The sequence below is a fragment of the Corynebacterium durum genome, assembly GCF_030408675.1.
In the GTDB taxonomy this organism is placed as follows: domain Bacteria; phylum Actinomycetota; class Actinomycetes; order Mycobacteriales; family Mycobacteriaceae; genus Corynebacterium; species Corynebacterium durum.
Genome location: NZ_CP047200.1, coordinates 1,643,575 through 1,660,745, shown reverse-complemented (window position 1 = coordinate 1,660,745; position 17,171 = coordinate 1,643,575). Strand labels below are relative to the sequence as shown.

Annotated in this window: 18 protein-coding genes; 12 read left to right on the top strand and 6 right to left on the bottom strand. The window is 55.9% G+C overall.

All coding sequences use genetic code 11. From position 1 onward, the window contains the following. Positions 1–130 precede the first annotated feature (130 nt). The gene (locus tag CDUR_RS07725; RefSeq protein ID WP_179417755.1) at positions 131–3,190 is read left to right on the top strand and encodes an FtsK/SpoIIIE family DNA translocase; all 3,060 of its coding nucleotides are present in this window, start codon (positions 131–133) and stop codon (positions 3,188–3,190) included. A 164-nt stretch (positions 3,191–3,354) separates the two neighbouring features. Beyond that, positions 3,355–4,392: a TerC family protein gene (locus tag CDUR_RS07720; protein ID WP_179417754.1), complete on the top strand. Its 1,038-nt coding sequence runs from the start codon at positions 3,355–3,357 to the stop codon at positions 4,390–4,392. On the opposite strand, the gene CDUR_RS07715 is transcribed toward CDUR_RS07720, so the two are convergent. Next, on the bottom strand, positions 4,389–4,682 hold the full coding sequence (locus CDUR_RS07715) for a YciI family protein (protein ID WP_179417753.1): 294 nt from the start codon (positions 4,680–4,682) through the stop codon (positions 4,389–4,391). The genes CDUR_RS07720 and CDUR_RS07715 overlap by 4 nt on opposite strands. Positions 4,683–4,767: 85 nt before the next feature. Here CDUR_RS07715 and pgsA point away from each other — a divergent pair, with 85 nt between their 5' ends. The 4 genes from pgsA to CDUR_RS07695 all read left to right on the top strand — a co-directional run bounded on the left by pgsA (position 4,768) and on the right by CDUR_RS07695 (position 7,196). Continuing rightward, positions 4,768–5,355, top strand: coding sequence for a CDP-diacylglycerol--glycerol-3-phosphate 3-phosphatidyltransferase (gene pgsA / locus CDUR_RS07710; protein ID WP_179417752.1), 588 nt, complete (start codon positions 4,768–4,770; stop codon positions 5,353–5,355). Continuing rightward, on the top strand, positions 5,348–5,890 hold the full coding sequence (locus CDUR_RS07705; RefSeq protein ID WP_179419074.1) for a CinA family protein: 543 nt from the start codon (positions 5,348–5,350) through the stop codon (positions 5,888–5,890). Before pgsA ends, CDUR_RS07705 begins: the two co-directional genes overlap by 8 nt. A gap of 44 nt (positions 5,891–5,934) precedes the next feature. Continuing rightward, positions 5,935–6,252, top strand: a complete 318-nt coding sequence (locus tag CDUR_RS07700) for a helix-turn-helix domain-containing protein (RefSeq protein WP_040360011.1) — start codon at positions 5,935–5,937, stop codon at positions 6,250–6,252. 92 nt (positions 6,253–6,344) lie between these two features. Then, positions 6,345–7,196 (top strand): PspA/IM30 family protein, encoded by an 852-nt coding sequence (locus CDUR_RS07695; RefSeq protein WP_006063627.1) that lies wholly within the window; start codon positions 6,345–6,347, stop codon positions 7,194–7,196. Between the two features lie 85 nt (positions 7,197–7,281). Here CDUR_RS07695 and CDUR_RS07690 read toward each other — a convergent pair whose 3' ends face one another. After that, positions 7,282–7,884: a TetR/AcrR family transcriptional regulator gene (locus tag CDUR_RS07690; RefSeq protein WP_179417751.1), complete on the bottom strand. Its 603-nt coding sequence runs from the start codon at positions 7,882–7,884 to the stop codon at positions 7,282–7,284. 97 nt (positions 7,885–7,981) lie between these two features. On the opposite strand from CDUR_RS07690, the gene CDUR_RS07685 reads away from it, so the two are divergent. Then, positions 7,982–9,229 (top strand): alpha-amylase family protein, encoded by a 1,248-nt coding sequence (locus CDUR_RS07685; RefSeq protein WP_179417750.1) that lies wholly within the window; start codon positions 7,982–7,984, stop codon positions 9,227–9,229. Here CDUR_RS07685 and CDUR_RS07680 read toward each other — a convergent pair. From CDUR_RS07680 to CDUR_RS07670, 3 genes are read right to left on the bottom strand one after another with little or no spacing between them, the layout of a single operon-like run. Continuing rightward, positions 9,206–9,820: an energy-coupling factor transporter transmembrane component T family protein gene (locus CDUR_RS07680; RefSeq protein ID WP_179417749.1), complete on the bottom strand. Its 615-nt coding sequence runs from the start codon at positions 9,818–9,820 to the stop codon at positions 9,206–9,208. The genes CDUR_RS07685 and CDUR_RS07680 overlap by 24 nt on opposite strands. Next, positions 9,820–10,506: an energy-coupling factor ABC transporter ATP-binding protein gene (locus CDUR_RS07675; protein ID WP_179417748.1), complete on the bottom strand. Its 687-nt coding sequence runs from the start codon at positions 10,504–10,506 to the stop codon at positions 9,820–9,822. Before CDUR_RS07675 ends, CDUR_RS07680 begins: the two co-directional genes overlap by 1 nt. Positions 10,507–10,512: 6 nt before the next feature. After that, a complete protein-coding gene (locus CDUR_RS07670) occupies positions 10,513–11,103 on the bottom strand; it encodes a biotin transporter BioY (RefSeq protein ID WP_179417747.1) in 591 nt (196 codons plus the stop codon). Between the two features lie 104 nt (positions 11,104–11,207). Here CDUR_RS07670 and CDUR_RS07665 point away from each other — a divergent pair, with 104 nt between their 5' ends. From CDUR_RS07665 to CDUR_RS07645, 5 genes are all read left to right on the top strand, one after another. Next, complete coding sequence (locus CDUR_RS07665; RefSeq protein WP_179417746.1) at positions 11,208–11,414, top strand: DUF3046 domain-containing protein; 207 nt, start codon at positions 11,208–11,210, stop codon at positions 11,412–11,414. Positions 11,415–11,651: 237 nt separating this feature from the next. After that, on the top strand, positions 11,652–12,764 hold the full coding sequence (gene recA, locus CDUR_RS07660; RefSeq protein WP_179417745.1) for a recombinase RecA: 1,113 nt from the start codon (positions 11,652–11,654) through the stop codon (positions 12,762–12,764). Beyond that, positions 12,754–13,362 (top strand): recombination regulator RecX, encoded by a 609-nt coding sequence (gene recX, locus CDUR_RS07655; protein ID WP_179417744.1) that lies wholly within the window; start codon positions 12,754–12,756, stop codon positions 13,360–13,362. The genes recA and recX overlap by 11 nt, the downstream gene beginning before the upstream one ends. A 119-nt stretch (positions 13,363–13,481) precedes the next feature. Further along, positions 13,482–15,044, top strand: a complete 1,563-nt coding sequence (miaB, locus tag CDUR_RS07650; protein WP_179417743.1) for a tRNA (N6-isopentenyl adenosine(37)-C2)-methylthiotransferase MiaB — start codon at positions 13,482–13,484, stop codon at positions 15,042–15,044. A 22-nt stretch (positions 15,045–15,066) separates the two neighbouring features. Next, positions 15,067–15,798: an Rv2732c family membrane protein gene (locus CDUR_RS07645; RefSeq protein ID WP_179417742.1), complete on the top strand. Its 732-nt coding sequence runs from the start codon at positions 15,067–15,069 to the stop codon at positions 15,796–15,798. An 8-nt stretch (positions 15,799–15,806) separates the two neighbouring features. Here the strand turns inward: CDUR_RS07645 and CDUR_RS07640 are convergent, their stop codons facing one another. Further along, positions 15,807–17,126, bottom strand: coding sequence for a DUF349 domain-containing protein (locus tag CDUR_RS07640; RefSeq protein WP_179417741.1), 1,320 nt, complete (start codon positions 17,124–17,126; stop codon positions 15,807–15,809). Positions 17,127–17,171: the final 45 nt, after the last annotated feature.

The following is a 17,171-nucleotide window of genomic DNA, read 5'->3' as shown; positions in this document are numbered from 1 at the left end:
TTCTGCGACTATTGTGGAATACATGTCTGTCAACAGTCGAAGTGGGTCGTTGAAAACTACGCGAAGGAAGACGGGTCCGTCGTCCCGTCCACAGCGTAGCGATCGCGGTGATACAGCGAGCACGTCTATTATGGTGAACTCGCGTCCCGCCCGACGCGCTGCCGAAACCTCAAATGAGCGCACTGGTAGCGCTCTTCGTGCTGTGGGCAGAGGTCTTTCAACGGTGTTTACCGCTTCCGCTAGGGGAGTGGGTAGTGTGACCCGTAGTGCTCTTCGCAGACGTTCGCAGGACGAGCTGTATGAAGAGGATGATCGTGATAGTTGGGAAGAAGTGGATAGGCCTAGAACTACTAGAGCTAAGCGGGCATCGGCCAAGTCGGAGCCAGCAACGCCTCGGAAGAAACGAGGAAAACAACAAAATAACAACAAACCAACTGAGGTGATGTCAAGTCCACGCCCTGGACTGGGAGGCGGTGTGAGTGCCCACGCCGATGGTGTGGGTTTCACCTTGATTGGTATCGCCGCGGTGCTGGGTGCGTCGGTGTGGTTGAACGTTGCTGGCCCGGTTGGTGAGTTTATTGCTGGCATTGCGCATGGTGTTTTTGGTGCTGGTGCGTTGATCGTGCCGCTGGTGTTGTTGGGCTGTGCGGTATGCCTGATGCTGGGGTACATGCCGCCCCCGTCGCAGCGCCTGCGTTTTGGTATTGGTGCTACTTTGCTGGTGGTTCCCATGCTGGGATTGGTGCATCTTTTTGCTGGCAATCCGACAACGTCGGCGGGTCGCGATACTGCAGGCGGCATCGTTGGTGCTGTGGTGGCTACGCCGTTGGCGGCTGGTTTCAGCGTGTACTTGGCCATTCCTATTCTCGCGCTGGTGCTGTTTTATGGTGCACTGAAGCTGACCAATATTACTGTGCGCCAGTTTGCGGATTATGTCATGTCCAAGTTCCGTGCAGGTGCGTTGGGGAGCAGCGGCTATGATGACTACGACGATGCCTATGATGAGGATGACCTGTACGCTTCCGTTGATGAGGAGCTGGAGGACATTGCAGAAGGCCGCGAACGGTCCGAGCGCCCTGCCCGTCGTCCCCGTCGCACCGCTGAACGTGCTTCTCGACGCCCCGACACTCGCCAACACCAGGATGATTACGGTCAGCAACAGGAGCTGCCGATCTCGCAGATCAAACCGTCACCAATGGATAACTACCCCATTGAAGAACCGACGACGGTGTTGGAACGACGTCAGCCGTCGTTGACCGATACTGACGAAATGCCTGCCATCACTGATGCAGCCGCCCAGCCGAAGAGGCGGAGCCAGAAGGCCGCGCAGAAACCGAAGAAGAAGTCCACAACCACCGCCGGTGTTGACGCTGCTGCGGCGAGTGCCGGTGCGGCCGTTGCTGCGGCAGGGGCGGGCGTCGCTAAGCAGGCGGAAGCAGCAGGTGATGCTGTGGCTGCGAGCCGTGAGGCTATGCGTGCCGCGATTATCGCGCGTTCCGGGATTGATGCATCTGCTGTGCCTGCGTCCACGCCCAAGAGCGAAGAGCAGAAGGATATGCCTACGCCTGAGCCTCGGACGGTGGACAGCGACTATGAGCTTCCGAGCACAGAGCTGCTGATTCCGGGTAACCCGCCGAAAACCCGTTCCGAGGCGAATGACCGCATGATCGAGGCCATCACTGATGTGTTCCGTGAGTTCAATGTGGACGCGGTGGTGACGGGGTTCTCGCGTGGGCCGACAGTGACTCGCTATGAGGTGGAACTCGGTCCCGGCGTGAAGGTGTCCAAAATTACCAACCTCCAGTCCAACCTGGCCTATGCGGTGGCCACTGACAACGTGCGTTTGTTGACACCCATTCCCGGTAAATCTGCTGTGGGCATTGAGGTTCCCAATACCGACCGTGAGATGGTGCGGTTGGGCGATGTGTTGAATGCACCCAGCACCCTTGCCGACCACGATCCGATGCTGATCGGCTTGGGCAAGGACATTGAGGGTGACTTTGTGACACACTCGGTGCAGAAGATGCCGCACCTGTTGGTCGCAGGTTCCACGGGCTCGGGTAAGTCAGCCTTTGTGAACTCCCTACTGGTGTCGCTGCTTACCCGCGCCACCCCAGACGAGGTGCGACTGATTCTGGTGGACCCGAAGATGGTGGAACTCACCCCGTACGAGGGTATTCCGCACCTGATCACGCCGATTATCACTCAGCCGAAGAAGGCCGCTGCAGCACTAACGTGGCTGGTTGAGGAAATGGAGCAGCGCTACATGGACATGAAGGCTGCCCGAGTCCGCCACATCAAGGACTACAACCGCAAAGTAAACACGGGTGAGGTGCAGGCGCCCCCAGGCTCTCAACGCGAATACCGTGCGTACCCCTACATTGTGTGTGTGGTGGACGAGCTCGCCGACCTGATGATGACCGCGCCGAAGGAAATTGAGGATTCCATTGTGCGCATCACCCAGAAGGCTCGCGCTGCTGGTATTCACCTGGTGTTGGCTACTCAGCGCCCGTCGGTGGACGTAGTGACCGGTTTGATCAAGACCAACGTGCCGTCACGCTTGGCCTTTGCGACCTCCTCGCTCACGGACTCCCGCGTCATCCTCGATCAGGGTGGCGCCGAGAAGCTCATCGGCATGGGCGATGGCCTGTTTATCCCGCAGGGCGCAGGTAAGCCGCAACGTATCCAGGGTGCGTTTGTTACCGACGAAGAAGTGCAGGCGGTCGTTGATGCCGCGAAGGAACAGGCCGAGCCGAACTACACTGATGGCGTCACCGACGACAAAGCCGCCGAAGCTAAGAAGGACATTGACGCGGACATTGGCGATGATCTTGACGATTTGCTGCAGGCCGTCGAACTGGTTGTGACCTCGCAGTTTGGCTCTACGTCCATGCTGCAGCGCAAGCTACGTATTGGTTTTGCCAAGGCTGGGCGTTTGATGGATCTGATGGAAACCCGCGGCGTGGTCGGGCCGTCCGAAGGTTCTAAGGCGCGTGAGGTGCTGGTAAAACCAGAGGAGCTGGACACTATATTGTGGATGATCAAAGGTGCCGATGCCGCCGATGCCCCCAAGGAACCTGGGTTTGACGATGCAGGTCTTGGGGACGATGCCGGTAGTGAATCCGATCCCGGAGCAGGGTCCAGTGATGTTCGTGTCGTGGACGCTAACCCAACTGGCGGTGTGTTCTAGCGTCATATAAGGTGGGTCAGGTCATGGAGGGGAGTACCCCACCCTCGGCATTGATCGTCAACACGGCAAACTGGCATTTCCGGTTTCCCGGTCATGTCGGCCGCTAGCAGCGGCGGGGGAGACCTCCGGTTCATCAGGTAAGGCATGAAGCCGGAGGTTTTCTTGTGGAAGTTAATTCCCTCACATGGGGTATCACCATTGTGGTGCTGTTGGGGTTCATCATATTTGACTTCGTATCTCACGTGCGCAAGCCCCACGAACCAACCATCAAAGAAGCCGCGGGGTGGATGATTTTTTATGTTCTTCTGGCCTGCGGTTTTGGTATTTTCTTGTGGTATGCCTGGGGCGGTCCGCAGGGCAAACATGATCATGCTATTGAGTTCTTTGCGGGCTATATCACTGAACTGTCACTGAGCATTGACAACCTGTTCATCTTTGCGTTGATTATCGGTTCTTTTAAAGTTCCACGCGCTTACCAACAGAAAGTGCTGCTCATCGGCATTGCGCTGGCGTTGATTTTCCGTGGTGTTTTCATCGCTATTGGTGCTGCGGCCATTTCGGCTGCGTCAGCGGTGTTCTACCTGTTCGGCGCGTTTTTGCTGTATACGGCCGTTAAGCTCATCAGAGATGAGATTCGCGGAGAAGAAGAGACTGACGTGGACGACATGCTGGTGGTGCGTATGACACGGAAGGTCATCCCAGTTTCCAGCAGCTTTGACGGCGATAAGCTGTTCACTAGGGAAAAAGGAAACAGGATGGTCACTCCGCTGATGCTGGCGTTGGTATCCATCGGATTTATTGACCTGATGTTCGCCTTTGACTCAATCCCGGCAATCTTCGGCTTGACCAAGGAACCCTACATCGTGTTCACCGCCAACGCGTTTGCCTTAATGGGGCTGCGCCAAATGTACTTCCTGCTTGATGGCCTGTTGGATCGCCTGGTGTATTTGCCATATGGTCTGGGGGTGATCCTCGGCTTTATCGGCGTGAAACTGGTACTTCACGCACTGCACGAAAATAATCTTGCTTTTATCAACGGTGGTGAAGGCTTCCATGTGTTGGAGATCCCCACAGTGGCGTCCTTGTTGTTCATTGTGGTGACGCTGGCAGTGACGGCCGTGGCATCGCTGATCAAGAACAAACGTGATGAAAACCTTGGCGGCATTCCGCCGAAGTGGAATACTGCCAAGGATGCGAGCTAGTCGTCGAAGCTGTTAATAACCGGGTTCCAGGTGTGGAAGCTTCGCCCGGTTAGCGCCCCTTCAACGTAGAAGGGGTCGGAGTTCATGAGTGTGCGGACGTCGTCAAGGGTTGCCGCGTCGTCGAGACGGAGGGTGATCAGCGCGCCGCCACTACCATCAGTGAATGGGCCGGAGCCGATTATTTTTCCTTCGCTTTTCAGCCCCGCTATGAATTCACGATGCTTGGGGCGAACGTTGGCGATTTTCTCGCTGTCTGCTGGGTAGTGGTACACAACCGCAAAAATACTCATGAGCATCAGTCTAGCCTGGTTGTTTCCTTTGGCACTGGCCACGTGATGCGCTGCATAGAGACTCAGTTGGGTAGGCTATAAGGCTGTGAGTGGTCAACAACAGCAGGCACCTGCCAAGCAGCCTTCGAATTGGAATGTTCCCAATGTGCTCACGAGCCTGCGCATTATTGTCATTCCAGTGTTTGCTTGGCTGGTGTTGAAGGGCAACAACCACCACATCGGTTGGATGTGGTGGTCGTTTGGCACGTTTGTTGCCCTGATGATTACTGACAAACTTGATGGCGATATTGCCCGCGCGCGTGGGCTTATCACAAACTTTGGGAAAATCGCTGACCCTATTGCGGATAAAGCACTGATGACTACGGCGCTGGTGTGCCTGAATTATGTGGGTGCATTGCCGTGGTGGGTAACAATCGTGATTTGTATTCGCGAATTCGGCATCACGCTGTGGCGCATGGTGCAGTTACGTCGTGGCCGGGTTGTACCGGCGTCGAGAGGCGGAAAAATCAAAACGACGCTGCAGGCTGTCGCTGTGGCGTTTTACCTGGTGCCGCTTCCAGACTGGATGAATGTGCCCAAGTATGCGGTCATGGGTGCCGCAGTGTTGGTGACGGTAGTGACGGGCTTGCAGTATCTCCTTGATTCCAGGAACACAAATGCCTCACATGTTTGACCCGACCCTGTTGGTCGCCGAACTCGCTCGCCGCAAAGAAACGGTGGCGCTGTGTGAATCCCTCACCGGTGGCCTGGCTTCCGCAATGCTTGTCGACGTTCCGGGAGCCAGCGCCGTGTTCAATGGTGCCCTGGTCACCTATGCAACGCCGATGAAACATCGTCTTGCTGGGGTTCCTTGCGAGGTGCTGGAGTCAGTGGGACCTGTGTCGCGGGAATGCGCCCGTGAGATGGCACTGGGGGTGCGGGAACGCTGTGCCGCATCGTGGGGGTTGTCTATGACTGGTGTGGCTGGTCCAGATTCCCAAGACGGGCATCCGGTAGGGGAGGTATGGATAGGCGTGGCTGACCCAAATGGGTGGGCTGATGCCATACGCGCCCATCCTCACGGATATCATCGTTGGGTGCTCCTACCTGGAGAGACGGAACCACAGAGCGTTATTGAGGGCGACAGGCAACTTATCCGAACCGTGGCGGCAAGCTTTGCGCTAGAAACCTTGTATAAGCTGCTCATTGAGTTGCAAAAAAATAGTTGAGTGGCTTGGGAACAAAGGCCGCCAGGGAGACGTTTATACAAGTGATGGTTACTTACACAGCCCTTTTGGATCAGCCGGTTAAAAAAACTCCGGCACATGTTGAACCCCTCTTGCGTGAAGCTCTAGGGGCTGCGCTGCGCTCTTTCCGGGCCGATCGTGGCATTACTTTGCGTGAACTTGCAGAGCTTGCCCGCGTCTCACCTGGTTATCTTTCTGAGCTGGAGCGTGGACGCAAGGAGGTCTCGTCAGAACTTCTTGCTGCTGTTTGCCGGGCGTTGGGTGCGAATGTTTCTGACGTACTGATTGAAGCCGCAGGTTCCATGGCTATGCAGCACTCCGACAGTGAGCTTGCTGCGCTGTAAATCTTCTATCTTATGGAGGCTGGCGGCAAAAACGGGTATGTTGAAACTGCGTAGCACTCAATAGACAATTTTCAGGAAGGCACGATTCTCTCATGGCTAATCCATTCTCCAAGGCTTGGAAATATTTGATGGCCCTCTTTGATTCAAAAATCGAAGAGCATGCTGATCCAAAGGTGCAGATTCAGCAGGCTATTGAAGACGCCCAGCGTCAACATCAGGAGCTGTCCCAGCAGGCAGCGGCAGTGATTGGTAACCAACGTCAGTTGGAGATGCAGCTGAACCGTCGTCTCGCGGAGATTGAGAAGCTTCAGGGTAATACCCGCCAGGCACTTCAACTTGCCGATAAAGCTCGTGCTGAGGGGAATGAAGCCAAGGCTGTGGAGTACGAAAACGCTGCCGAAGCTTTTGCTGCACAGTTGGTAACTGCAGAGCAGGCTGTGGAAGATACCAAGCAGCTACATGACCAGTCTCTGCAGCAGGCTGCGCAGGCAAAACGTGCTGTCGAGCGTAATGCCATGTCGCTACAGCAGAAAGTTGCTGAGCGCACCAAACTGCTTTCCCAGCTGGAGCAGGCGAAGATGCAGGAGAAGGTCTCTGAGTCCCTCAAGTCCATGAACTCCTTGACTGCCAACGATAATTCCCCGAACTTGGATCAGGTGCGAGAGAAGATTGAGCGCCGCTACGCCAACGCTTTGGGTCAGGCGGAACTGGCAGAAAACTCCATTCAGGGACGCATGGCTGAGGTGGAGCAGGCTGGTGTTCAACTGGCTGGGCACGCTCGCCTCGAGCAGATTCGCGCCCAGATGGGTGGGGGTGATGCCATCACTGGTTCGTCTTCTCAGCAACAGGCTATTACCGGGGGTGCAGCGGCTGATGGTTCTGCCGCCGGTGCGCCCTCAAGCGATGCTGTCGCGCAGCGTATGCGGGAGCTACGTGGCGAGTAAAACTGTTTGTACAGTGTGACGCTGAAACCGCGCGCCTATGTGGTGCGCGGTTTTGTTGTGTGTAGAGGCTAGGTTAACTGCGCCGTTAACTGCGCCAATCTCCGAGTGCGCCTTGCAGGCCGCCTAGAGCGGCGTCAATAAGCGAATGCCGATGATCGTCTGGACAGCCTTGTTCTATCCAGCGCAGGCAGGCAACAGCGAGGAATCCGAAGAAGCCATTGATGGCGTACAGGTCGCGGTCGAGGTGTATGCCGCCGATCATGTCGACGATTGTTGTGGCGTAGTCTTGTATCGCGTTGGTGCGCACCTCCACTGCTGGTTGTGGTTCGTTACCAGGGTGAGCGAGTATGGCCGCCCATCCTGGGGGCTGTTCTGCGAGGAAGTCGAGATACACCATTAGTCCTGTGCAGATGCGTTCGCGGGTGGCGTGTTCGGGGTGGTCAGCGTCCTTTTGTCGTTCCCGTAGTTCCCGGTAGGTAGTGGCTAGTGCCTGTGCATAGAGGGTTGCCTTGTTGTCGAAGTACTTGTGGATGAGTGCTTCGGAGGTTCCGGCGGCCTTGGCGATGCGGGCCAGGGGGGTGGCTTCGTAGGCTGATGTTGAAAAGATGTCAATGGCGGCGTTGATGATCAGTGCTTGGCGTTGTTCGGGGGCCATTCGGGAGCGTATGGGTTTGTTGCTGGCCGACATGTGTCTAGCATACCTTGACAGCACAAACGTTAGTGAGATAGTCTCACTAAGCAATGGTGCAGTGTCAGGTGCTGTGCCGAGCGAGAGGGAGACACTAATGAGTTTTGCGGACTATACAATCATGTGGCACGTCTACCCACTTGGTTTTGTCGGAGCGCCTATTCGTCCCGAGGTAACTCCGCCGCTGACACACAGCATAAAGCAGGTGGAAAACTGGCTGGATTACCTCATAAATATGGGTGCTAATTGCCTGCAATTAGGGCCGATTTTCCACGCAGAAACCCACGGCTATGACACTATTGATTACTTTACTGTTGACCCTCGATTGGGTACTGAAGATGATGTTGTTCACCTCATTGATGTGTGCAGAGACAAGGGCATTTCGGTGATTCTTGATGGTGTGTTTAACCATATCGGCCGCGCCCACCCGCTGGTTGCTCAGGTAATCGAAGAGGGGCCTGCCGGTAATCATCAATCTATGCTTCATGTGACGTGGGACGATACAGGAACTCCTACCTTCGGCACTTTTGAGGGGCACGAAGGGTTGGTGGAACTTAACCACTCCGACCAGCGCGTTGTGGATCTTGTGGTTGAGGTGATGCTGTACTGGATGCGGCGAGGTGTGGCGGGGTGGCGTCTTGATGCCGCCTATCAAGTTCCCGCTGAATTTTGGACACAGGTTGTGGCGCGAGTGCGTGAAGAATTCCCCGATGCATGGTTTGTTGGGGAGATTATTCATGGTGACTACGCAGCCTATGTCCGCGAGTCTGACATTAACTCCGTGACGCAATACGAACTGTGGAAAGCCATCTGGAGTTCGATCAACGATGCCAATTTCTTCGAGCTCGATTGGTGTTTGACGCGCAACAACGACTTTCTGGATACCTTCACCCCCATGACGTTTATTGGTAACCATGATGTCACGCGCATTGCCACCCAGATTGGCGATGCGGGTGCCGCCATTGCTGCCTTTATTCTGTTCACCATCGGAGGTGTCCCGAACATCTACTACGGTGATGAACAGGCATTCCGGGGGCAGCAGGAAAAGCGCGTCGGAGGAGATGATGCCGTGCGTCCGCCGTATCCCATGAGTCCCGACGAGCTACCAGACGACGGCATGTGGCTGTACCGCCTATACCAGGAACTGATTGCTTGTCGACGCCGCCATCCGTGGCTTGTGCACGCACGCACACGGCCGTTGGAACTCACCAACACTCGGTACGTGTACGAAAGTTACGGCGCTGACCCAAGCCAGGTGCTGCGCGTGGAGCTGGACTGGGGCGAGCGGAAAGCCGCTCAGATCAGCGCAGGCACGCAGGTGCTAGTCGCCTACACCGCGGGCTAGCAAGGCGTCGCCAATGACACGGGCGCGCCTGATGGAACGAATCATTACGGGCGCGCCAAAAGCGGTGATGGAGAAATCGGCGCCGCGTGCCTTGCGGGCGTCGAGAACCTCACCGACTGTGGCAAACTGCAGTGGGATAAGCCTGATGGTCAGTGAGATCGCGAGGCTGATGGACTCCACTGGGACGCCGAAACGTGCGGTTGGGCTGAGGGCTTTTTCCAATGCTTCCAGCATTTCAGCGACAGTGGTGGTGAGTGTGAGTACTGCAGCCATGCCGATGCTGGACATGATGACGAGCGTGACCACCAGTGCTTTCTCCCAGCCTTGCTGCCACCAGTTGAAGGCACCGAGGAACAGGAGAAAAGGGAGTGGCGGCCAGAGTTGACCCCACACTATTTTCGGCGGAATCTTTGCCACAGCCAGGAGCAACAAGGGGGCAGCAAGGCATATCCCGGCGTGCGTGAGGGTATGCGCCCAGATAGTGGAGGCGATGATGAAGACAATCAGACTCACAAACTTGATTGAGGGATTAAGGCGGTGAATGATTGTTGTGCCTGGGACGTACACGCCGAGGGGAATATTTTGCCGCATTAGGCCCCCATGATGCGGTCGGTGTACATCTGGATAACTTCGCTGGGTTCCCCATCAGCGGCAATGCTGTTGTTGTCAATGCAGATCACACGGTCGAAATCAGCAATAAAGTTGAGGTCGTGGCTGACCACGATCAATTGTTGGGGCAGTTCCGCAAAAACCTTCTTGATCTTGATGCGGTTACGCAGGTCCAGGAGGGTCGTGGGCTCATCGGCAATAATTACGTCCGGTTCAAGAATGAGCACAGAAGCCAAGGCTAAGAGTTGCTTCTGGCCCCCTGATAGAAAGTGTGGGGACTGAGTGGCATGGCCTGCGAGGTTGAAGCGTTCCAGCATGTCCTTGACCTTGCGCTGCTTATCTGCCTTGGGCATTTTTACCCGACGCAAGGAGAAAGCAATGTCATCTTCTACCGTCGGCATGACAATCTGATTCTCTGCATCAGAGAAGACGAAGCCGACTTTCCGGCGCACCTCTTTGCCGTTTTTCTCCACGTCAAGGCCGTCCACTGTGACGGTTCCGGCGGTGGGAGAACCCAGGCCGTTGATCAAGCGGATCAGGGTGGACTTTCCGCCGCCGTTGGCGCCGACGATACCAATGCGCTGTTCGGTGAGTTCAAGAGAAATGTCGTTGAGAACGTTTCGCTCGTCGAATGCTACCGAGACATGGTCAAAAACAATGCGTGACATGTGGGGCTAAGCAGCCGTGTTTGGTGCCGTGCGCTGTGGGCGAAGGTCGGGGAGGGCTAGGTGCACGGCTGCGGCGATAGATACCGCAACAACAGCCTTGATGGCGTCAGGAATGAGGAATGGGACTTGGATTTTAAGAGCGCCATTCAGGTCGGTGCCACGTATAACTAGACCGATGGTGCCGCAGGTGTACTGGATGAGAACCCCAACGACGACTGCGATGCTTAATCCGATGAGGAATCCGGGTTGTTTGCGGGGAGACGACCACGCAATGAGGCCGGCAACAAACGCAGATAACAGATATCCCACGAAGTAGCCCACCGTTGGTCCACTAAGGGCAGTGAGGACTGTACGCCCGCCAGGAAGTACCGGAATCCCAACAAGACCCAGCAAGAGGAACAAGGCAACAGCAAGGGTGCCACGGCGTGGCCCCAGGATGAGTCCGGCCAGAATGCAGGCAATATTTTGAAGCACAATCGGGATGCCGGCAGCAAGAGGTATGGAGAAAAAGCCTAGCGCGATGATGAGCGCGGCGAACACGGCGATGTAGGCAATGTCACGCGTGTAGGAACGAGATGCAGAGGATGATGTAGTCATGGAGGTATACCTTAGCGGGAAGTTTCGGGTTTTAGCTATTCTTCTTGAACTTTGTTCATGTCTTTGTGAAGAATCTAACGTTTCCATGCATGTAGGATCGACCCATGGAGTTGACGAGGTTTCATCAGTGTGTTGACGACGAGTTTGGCCACGACTACGGCACCTGGATCCTGCGCTCCCACGTCTTAAGTGAGTATGGCAAGACCTCGAATGAGTTGCTCGAGACCGAAACGAATGTTCGAGAAATCTGGTGGGCGCTGTGTCGTGATTTTGACGTGCCGAAAGAACGCTGGTTAGGGCCTGATCTGTAGATTTCTAAGACTTTCGGGTTCGAACTTGATTATCGAACACCTGTGCATGTATGGTGAACGTAAGCGTTCGATGTCCGCAGTGGGACATAGGTTGTTGAATCAAGAGCCGCGCAGAAATTTTTCACATACTTATAAGGTGTGTGGAACCTCTTGGTGGGGTTTTTCAGTCTAAGCTCTAGCTGGTCTGTGTTACCAGCACATGCAGTGAATTTTTATCGTTGAAGGAATGTAAGGAACATGGCAGCAAAGAAGACCAAAACCACCACAGCGACAAGTGATGACCGCAACAAGGCACTCACCAATGCACTCGCACAGATTGAAAAGGACTTTGGTAAGGGCGCCATCATGCGGCTGGGTGATGATAACCGCCCGCCGATTCAGGCTATTTCCTCTGGTAACACGGCGATCGATATTGCCCTAGGCATTGGTGGTTTCCCTCGTGGACGCATCATTGAGGTGTATGGCCCTGAGTCCTCCGGTAAAACCACTGTAGCGCTTCACGCAATTGCACAGGCACAAAAAGGTGGCGGAATCGCCGCGTTTATCGACGCCGAGCATGCACTCGATCCTGAGTACGCCCGCAAGCTCGGGGTAGACACCGACGCTCTGCTGGTCTCTCAGCCTGACACAGGCGAACAGGCGCTGGAAATCGCCGATATGCTGATTCGTTCTGGTGCGATTGACATCATTGTCATCGACTCGGTGGCTGCCCTAACCCCTAAGGCCGAGATTGAAGGTGACATGGGGGACAGTCACGTTGGTTTGCAAGCACGCTTGATGAGCCAGGCCCTGCGCAAGATGACCGGTGCTCTCTACAACTCGGGCACTACTGCCATCTTTATTAACCAGCTGCGCGAGAAGATCGGCGTGATGTTTGGATCGCCGGAAACCACCACGGGTGGCAAGGCCCTGAAGTTTTACGCGTCGGTGCGTTGCGACGTCCGCCGGATCCAAACACTCAAGGACGGTCAGGACGCCATTGGTAACCGCACGAAACTGAAGGTGGTCAAGAACAAGGTATCGCCGCCGTTCAAAATCGCCGAGTTTGACATCATCTATGGTGAGGGTATTTCCCGCGAATCATCCATCATTGACTTGGGTGTGGAGCATGGCATTGTGAAGAAGTCCGGTTCCTGGTTTACCTACAACGGTGACCAGCTGGGACAGGGCAAAGAGAAGGTCCGCTTATTCTTGAAGAGCAACCCGGCCATTTCTGACGAGATTGAGCAGAAAATCTTCGCCAAGCTGGGTGTTGGTGAGCATGCCACCGCTGAAGACACGTTGTCAGATGACCCGGTGGATGTTGTTCCAAACGTTGATTTCGACGATTCAGATCTTGATGACGAGTAGTCAACCAGTTGACCCTGCAAAACTGGAGCGGTTGCGGCAGGCGCTTGAACAGTACGAGTCAGGCACCAGTAGTGAGCCGCCCCTGTTTGACCGCGCTGCGGAGGAAGCCAAAGCGAAAGTTCGCCACCGTGCTTTGCTTCTTTTGGACCATCGGGCACGTTCGCGCCAGGAAATGCAGGACCGTCTGATAGCGCTAGATTTTGCCCCTGATGTGGTTGCAGATGTCATTGCAGACCTGGAGCGTGACCGTCTCATTGATGATGCGCTTTTCGCCCAGGAGTGGGTGCGCCAGCGTCATCAACGTCGCGGTAAGTCCAAGGCCGTCCTTGACCGTGAGTTGAAGGAGAAAGGCATCGCGGCGTCGATACGCGGGGAGGCACTGGACATCATTGATGAGGATGATGAGCGGGAAAAGGCGCGTGAGCTGGCGGTGAAGAAGGCGCGCAGCGTGAAACATGATTGCTCTGCCAACAGGGACGATTACGCCAAAGCTTTACGCCGCATCGTTGGGGTGCTGGCGAGGCGCGGTTTCCCGCAAGGCATGTCGATGATGGTGGCACGGCAGGCTCTTGACCAGCGTCTTGCTGAATTGAGCTAAATCCCATACCGCAGTGGAGTGTGAAACGTGGGGGTGTGATGACAGGGCTTGGGGAAGACTGTCAGCACACCCCCATCTGCATTAGGTGGGGAATATAGAGGTGGGTAGAATGGCTTGCTGTGTTGCAGGATTCAAAGACTCACGAGAAGACATACGAAGTGCGCACGTTTGGCTGCCAGATGAACGTCCACGATTCGGAACGGTTGTCGGGTTTGTTAGAGGAAGCCGGTTATATCCGTGCTTCCGAGGGAGTGGAGCCTGATCTTGTGGTGTTCAATACCTGTGCTGTGCGGGAAAATGCTGATAACCGATTGTATGGAACATTGGGGCAGTTGCGCTCCGTAAAGGAGAACCATCCTGGCATGCAAATTGCTGTGGGCGGCTGTCTGGCGCAAAAGGACAAGGACATGGTGGTTAAAAAAGCACCGTGGGTGGATGTTGTGTTTGGTACCCACAACATTGGTTCGTTGCCCGCTTTGCTAGACCGCGCCGCGCACAATGAGGAAGCCGCGGTGGAGATTGTTGATTCGTTGGAGCAATTCCCATCGGTGCTTCCAGCAAAGCGTGAGTCTGCCTACGCAGGTTGGGTGAGTGTATCCGTGGGGTGCAACAACACATGTACATTTTGTATTGTGCCAAGTCTGCGCGGTAGAGAGATTGACCGTCGACCTGGCGATATTCTTGCTGAAGTGCAAGCATTAGTTGACCAGGGGGTGAGTGAGGTGACGCTGTTGGGCCAGAACGTAAACGCTTATGGCGTGAACTTCGCTGACCCAGATATTAAGCGTGATCGCTCCGCCTTTTCCAAGCTGCTGCGCGCGTGCGGTGAGATTGAGGGATTGGAACGAGTGCGGTTTACTAGTCCGCATCCGGCGGAGTTCACGTCTGACGTGATTGATGCGATGGCTGAAACTCCTAATATTTGCCCTCAGCTTCATATGCCATTGCAATCTGGGTCGGATCGGGTGCTTAAGGATATGCGACGTTCCTACCGGACGAAGCGTTTCCTGGGAATTTTGGATGAGGTTCGCGCGAAGCTTCCCCATGCCGCGATTACCACGGATATTATCGTTGGTTTTCCTGGAGAAACGGAGGACGACTTCCAGGCAACCCTCGATGTTGTGGAAAAGGCTCGTTTCAGCAGTGCTTTCACCTTCCAGTACAGCCCTCGTCCTGGTACGCCTGCGGCTGAGTACGATAACCAGGTGCCTAAGGACGTTGTGCAGGAGCGTTACAACCGGTTGCTCGAACTGCAGGAGCGCATCTGCGAGGAAGAGAACGCGAAGTTTGTGGGCCGGGTTGTGGAGTTGCTGGTTCAGGCTGATGGTGGCCGCAAAAACAACAAGACTCGTCGTCTCTCGGGGCGCGCTCGTGATGGTCGTCTGGTGCACTTCACGCCAGTTCCGACACTGGGGGTCACCACTATGGGTGATGCTATGGCTGTTGATGGGGGCATCCGGCCTGGCGATGTCGTCACGGTCGAGGTGACGTCCTCGGCTCCGCATTTCCTCATTGCCGACGCTGGTGTGTTGACGCATCGCCGAACCGTCGCGGGGGACATGTCGTCGCAAGGTAAAACCCCCACGACCGCGCCGATTGGGGTGGGTTTGGGATTGCCAAAGATTGGCCGCCCAGAGCCTCAGCCTGCAGCTGCAGCTCAGGGTTGCTGTAGTTCATCATGACTGGAATTAGGAAAGTGTGCAGATGACCGAGCAAGATAAGCCTCAGGACACCACTTCGCCCACACCAGAACCATCGAAGGAGCGTGATCGCCTCGCGGCCTATCGTGGTGACCTAGCAGGTGCGGAACGCCAAGCTTCTCAAGTGGTGAGTTTGGGTAGGCAACAGGTGTTCATGGGCCTAGGTATGGTGGGGTTTTTCCTGTCATTGTTTTTGCCGCATTCGGGCAAGGTCCTTGGCCTGGATGTGTTGTTTTACTCCGACACCGCCCAGCAGTATGTGACCACGGTGCCTGAGCGCATCTACATGTGGCTTGCACTCATCGCCGCGGTGCTGCTCAATGCTGCGACTCTGGTGACGCGGTCCGCACTGATTGCATATCTCACGTGGTTTTTTAGTGGCGCAGCGATGTTTTATTCCGTCTTTGCCATTTGGATGAGGCAGTCTCGCCCGCCCACAGAGCCTGGTGTTGGTCCGAGTTTTGGCTTAATTATTGGCACAGTGAGCGTGAGCGTGGTCGCTGCGGCATTGTCGTTCGTGGTGTTGCGCCGCAATAGTTTTCAGGCTGCGTTGGCGGAGGCGCGTCGTGAAGAAAAACACCACGACCACGTGGCAGCAGTGCAGGAGAAGATTCTTGCGGATGAGCAGGCCACCGCTGCGTTTGTCGACGACCGCCGCTCCCGCGCCGCCCAACGCAGGGCTGTGGGGCGGCAGGCCGCTGGCGGAGAACAGCCGCCAGCGGAGAACCAGAGCTAGTTTCGCAGTTACAGGTCCTCAACTGCGTGGACAGCGGCGTCAGCCCATTCCTGCCACTGTGCGGCTTGGGCTCGAAGCTGCTCGGCTTTCTTCGTGTTGCCTTTGGCTTCGGCAGCCTCTGCTTGCGCGGTGAATTCCTCGACTTTGGCGGTGAATTGCGCGGCCCGTGCTTGTGCCGCAGGGTCGGTACGTCGCCACTGTGTGTCGGCTGCATCGCTGACTCGTTTTTCTAGGGCAGCGATCTTGTTTTCAAATTCGCGGACTTGGCTGCGGGGGACGTAGCCGATGGCTTCCCATTTGTCTTGTAGCTCACGAAGTTTCGCTCGTGCGCCTTCAAGGTCTTTGGCGGGATCAATCTGGGGGTCGTATTCGGCGATCAGCGCGTCTTTTGCGGCGGCGTTGTCGAGGAATTCCCGGTCGCGTTCTTCAGCATCAGCGTTGCGTGCTGCAAAGAAGAAGTCTTGAGCAGACTTAAATGCTGCCCACAGTTTTTCATCTAGATCACGTGGTGCTCGTCCTGCTTGTTTCCATTCAGTCATAAGATCGCGGAAGGCACGAGCGGTGGCGTTCCAGTCGCGCGAGTCTTTGAGCTCCTCGGCGCGGGCGACAATGTCCTCTTTGAGTTTTCGGGCAGCGGCGCGGCTCCGATCAAGTTCGGCGAAGTGCGATCCGCGCCGCCGGTTGAAGGCATCGCGTGCCCGAGAGTAGCGTTTCCACAACACATCATCGGTTTTGCGATCCACGCCACGGATGGTTTTCCATTCCTCGAAAATCTCGCGGAGTCGGTCACCGGCGCTTTTCCAGTCCTCAGAGGACTCCCCAATCTGTTCTGCCTCTTCGACAAGGGCTTCTTTGCGTGCTGTGGCTTCCACGCGGCGCTGCGCACGATCAGCCTTGACTTTCTCGTCGGCTGATTCGGAGTCACGGATCACACCAGCAAGGCGGGTGTCCAGGCTGTCCAGATCACCAATGGCGGCAGCAGTAGGCAGCGTTGCGCGCAGTGTTTCAGCATTACCGCGAATAGCAGCGGCATCATCGGGATGTGCCTTCAGCCGGTTCTCCAACAATTCCACTTCGGTCACTAGGTCCTCGAAGCGGGTGTGGTAGTGCGCCAGCCCCTCTTCACGGGTTCCGGCTTGCCAAGAGCCAATGAGGCGTTCACCAGAAGCAGTGATTACGTAGACGGAACCGTCGTCGTCAATACGTCCCCATCGTGTTGGGTCACGGTGCACCGTCGGGCGCGCAGCAGCCTGCGTACGAACTGCGGGTGTGACGCCGGGCCGTGGGCCGGGTCGAGGGCCAGGCTTTGGGGTGGGAGTTGTCGTCATAATTCGGTCCTTCGTCTCTCGCCGCGCGTCACGGCTGCCTGGGTT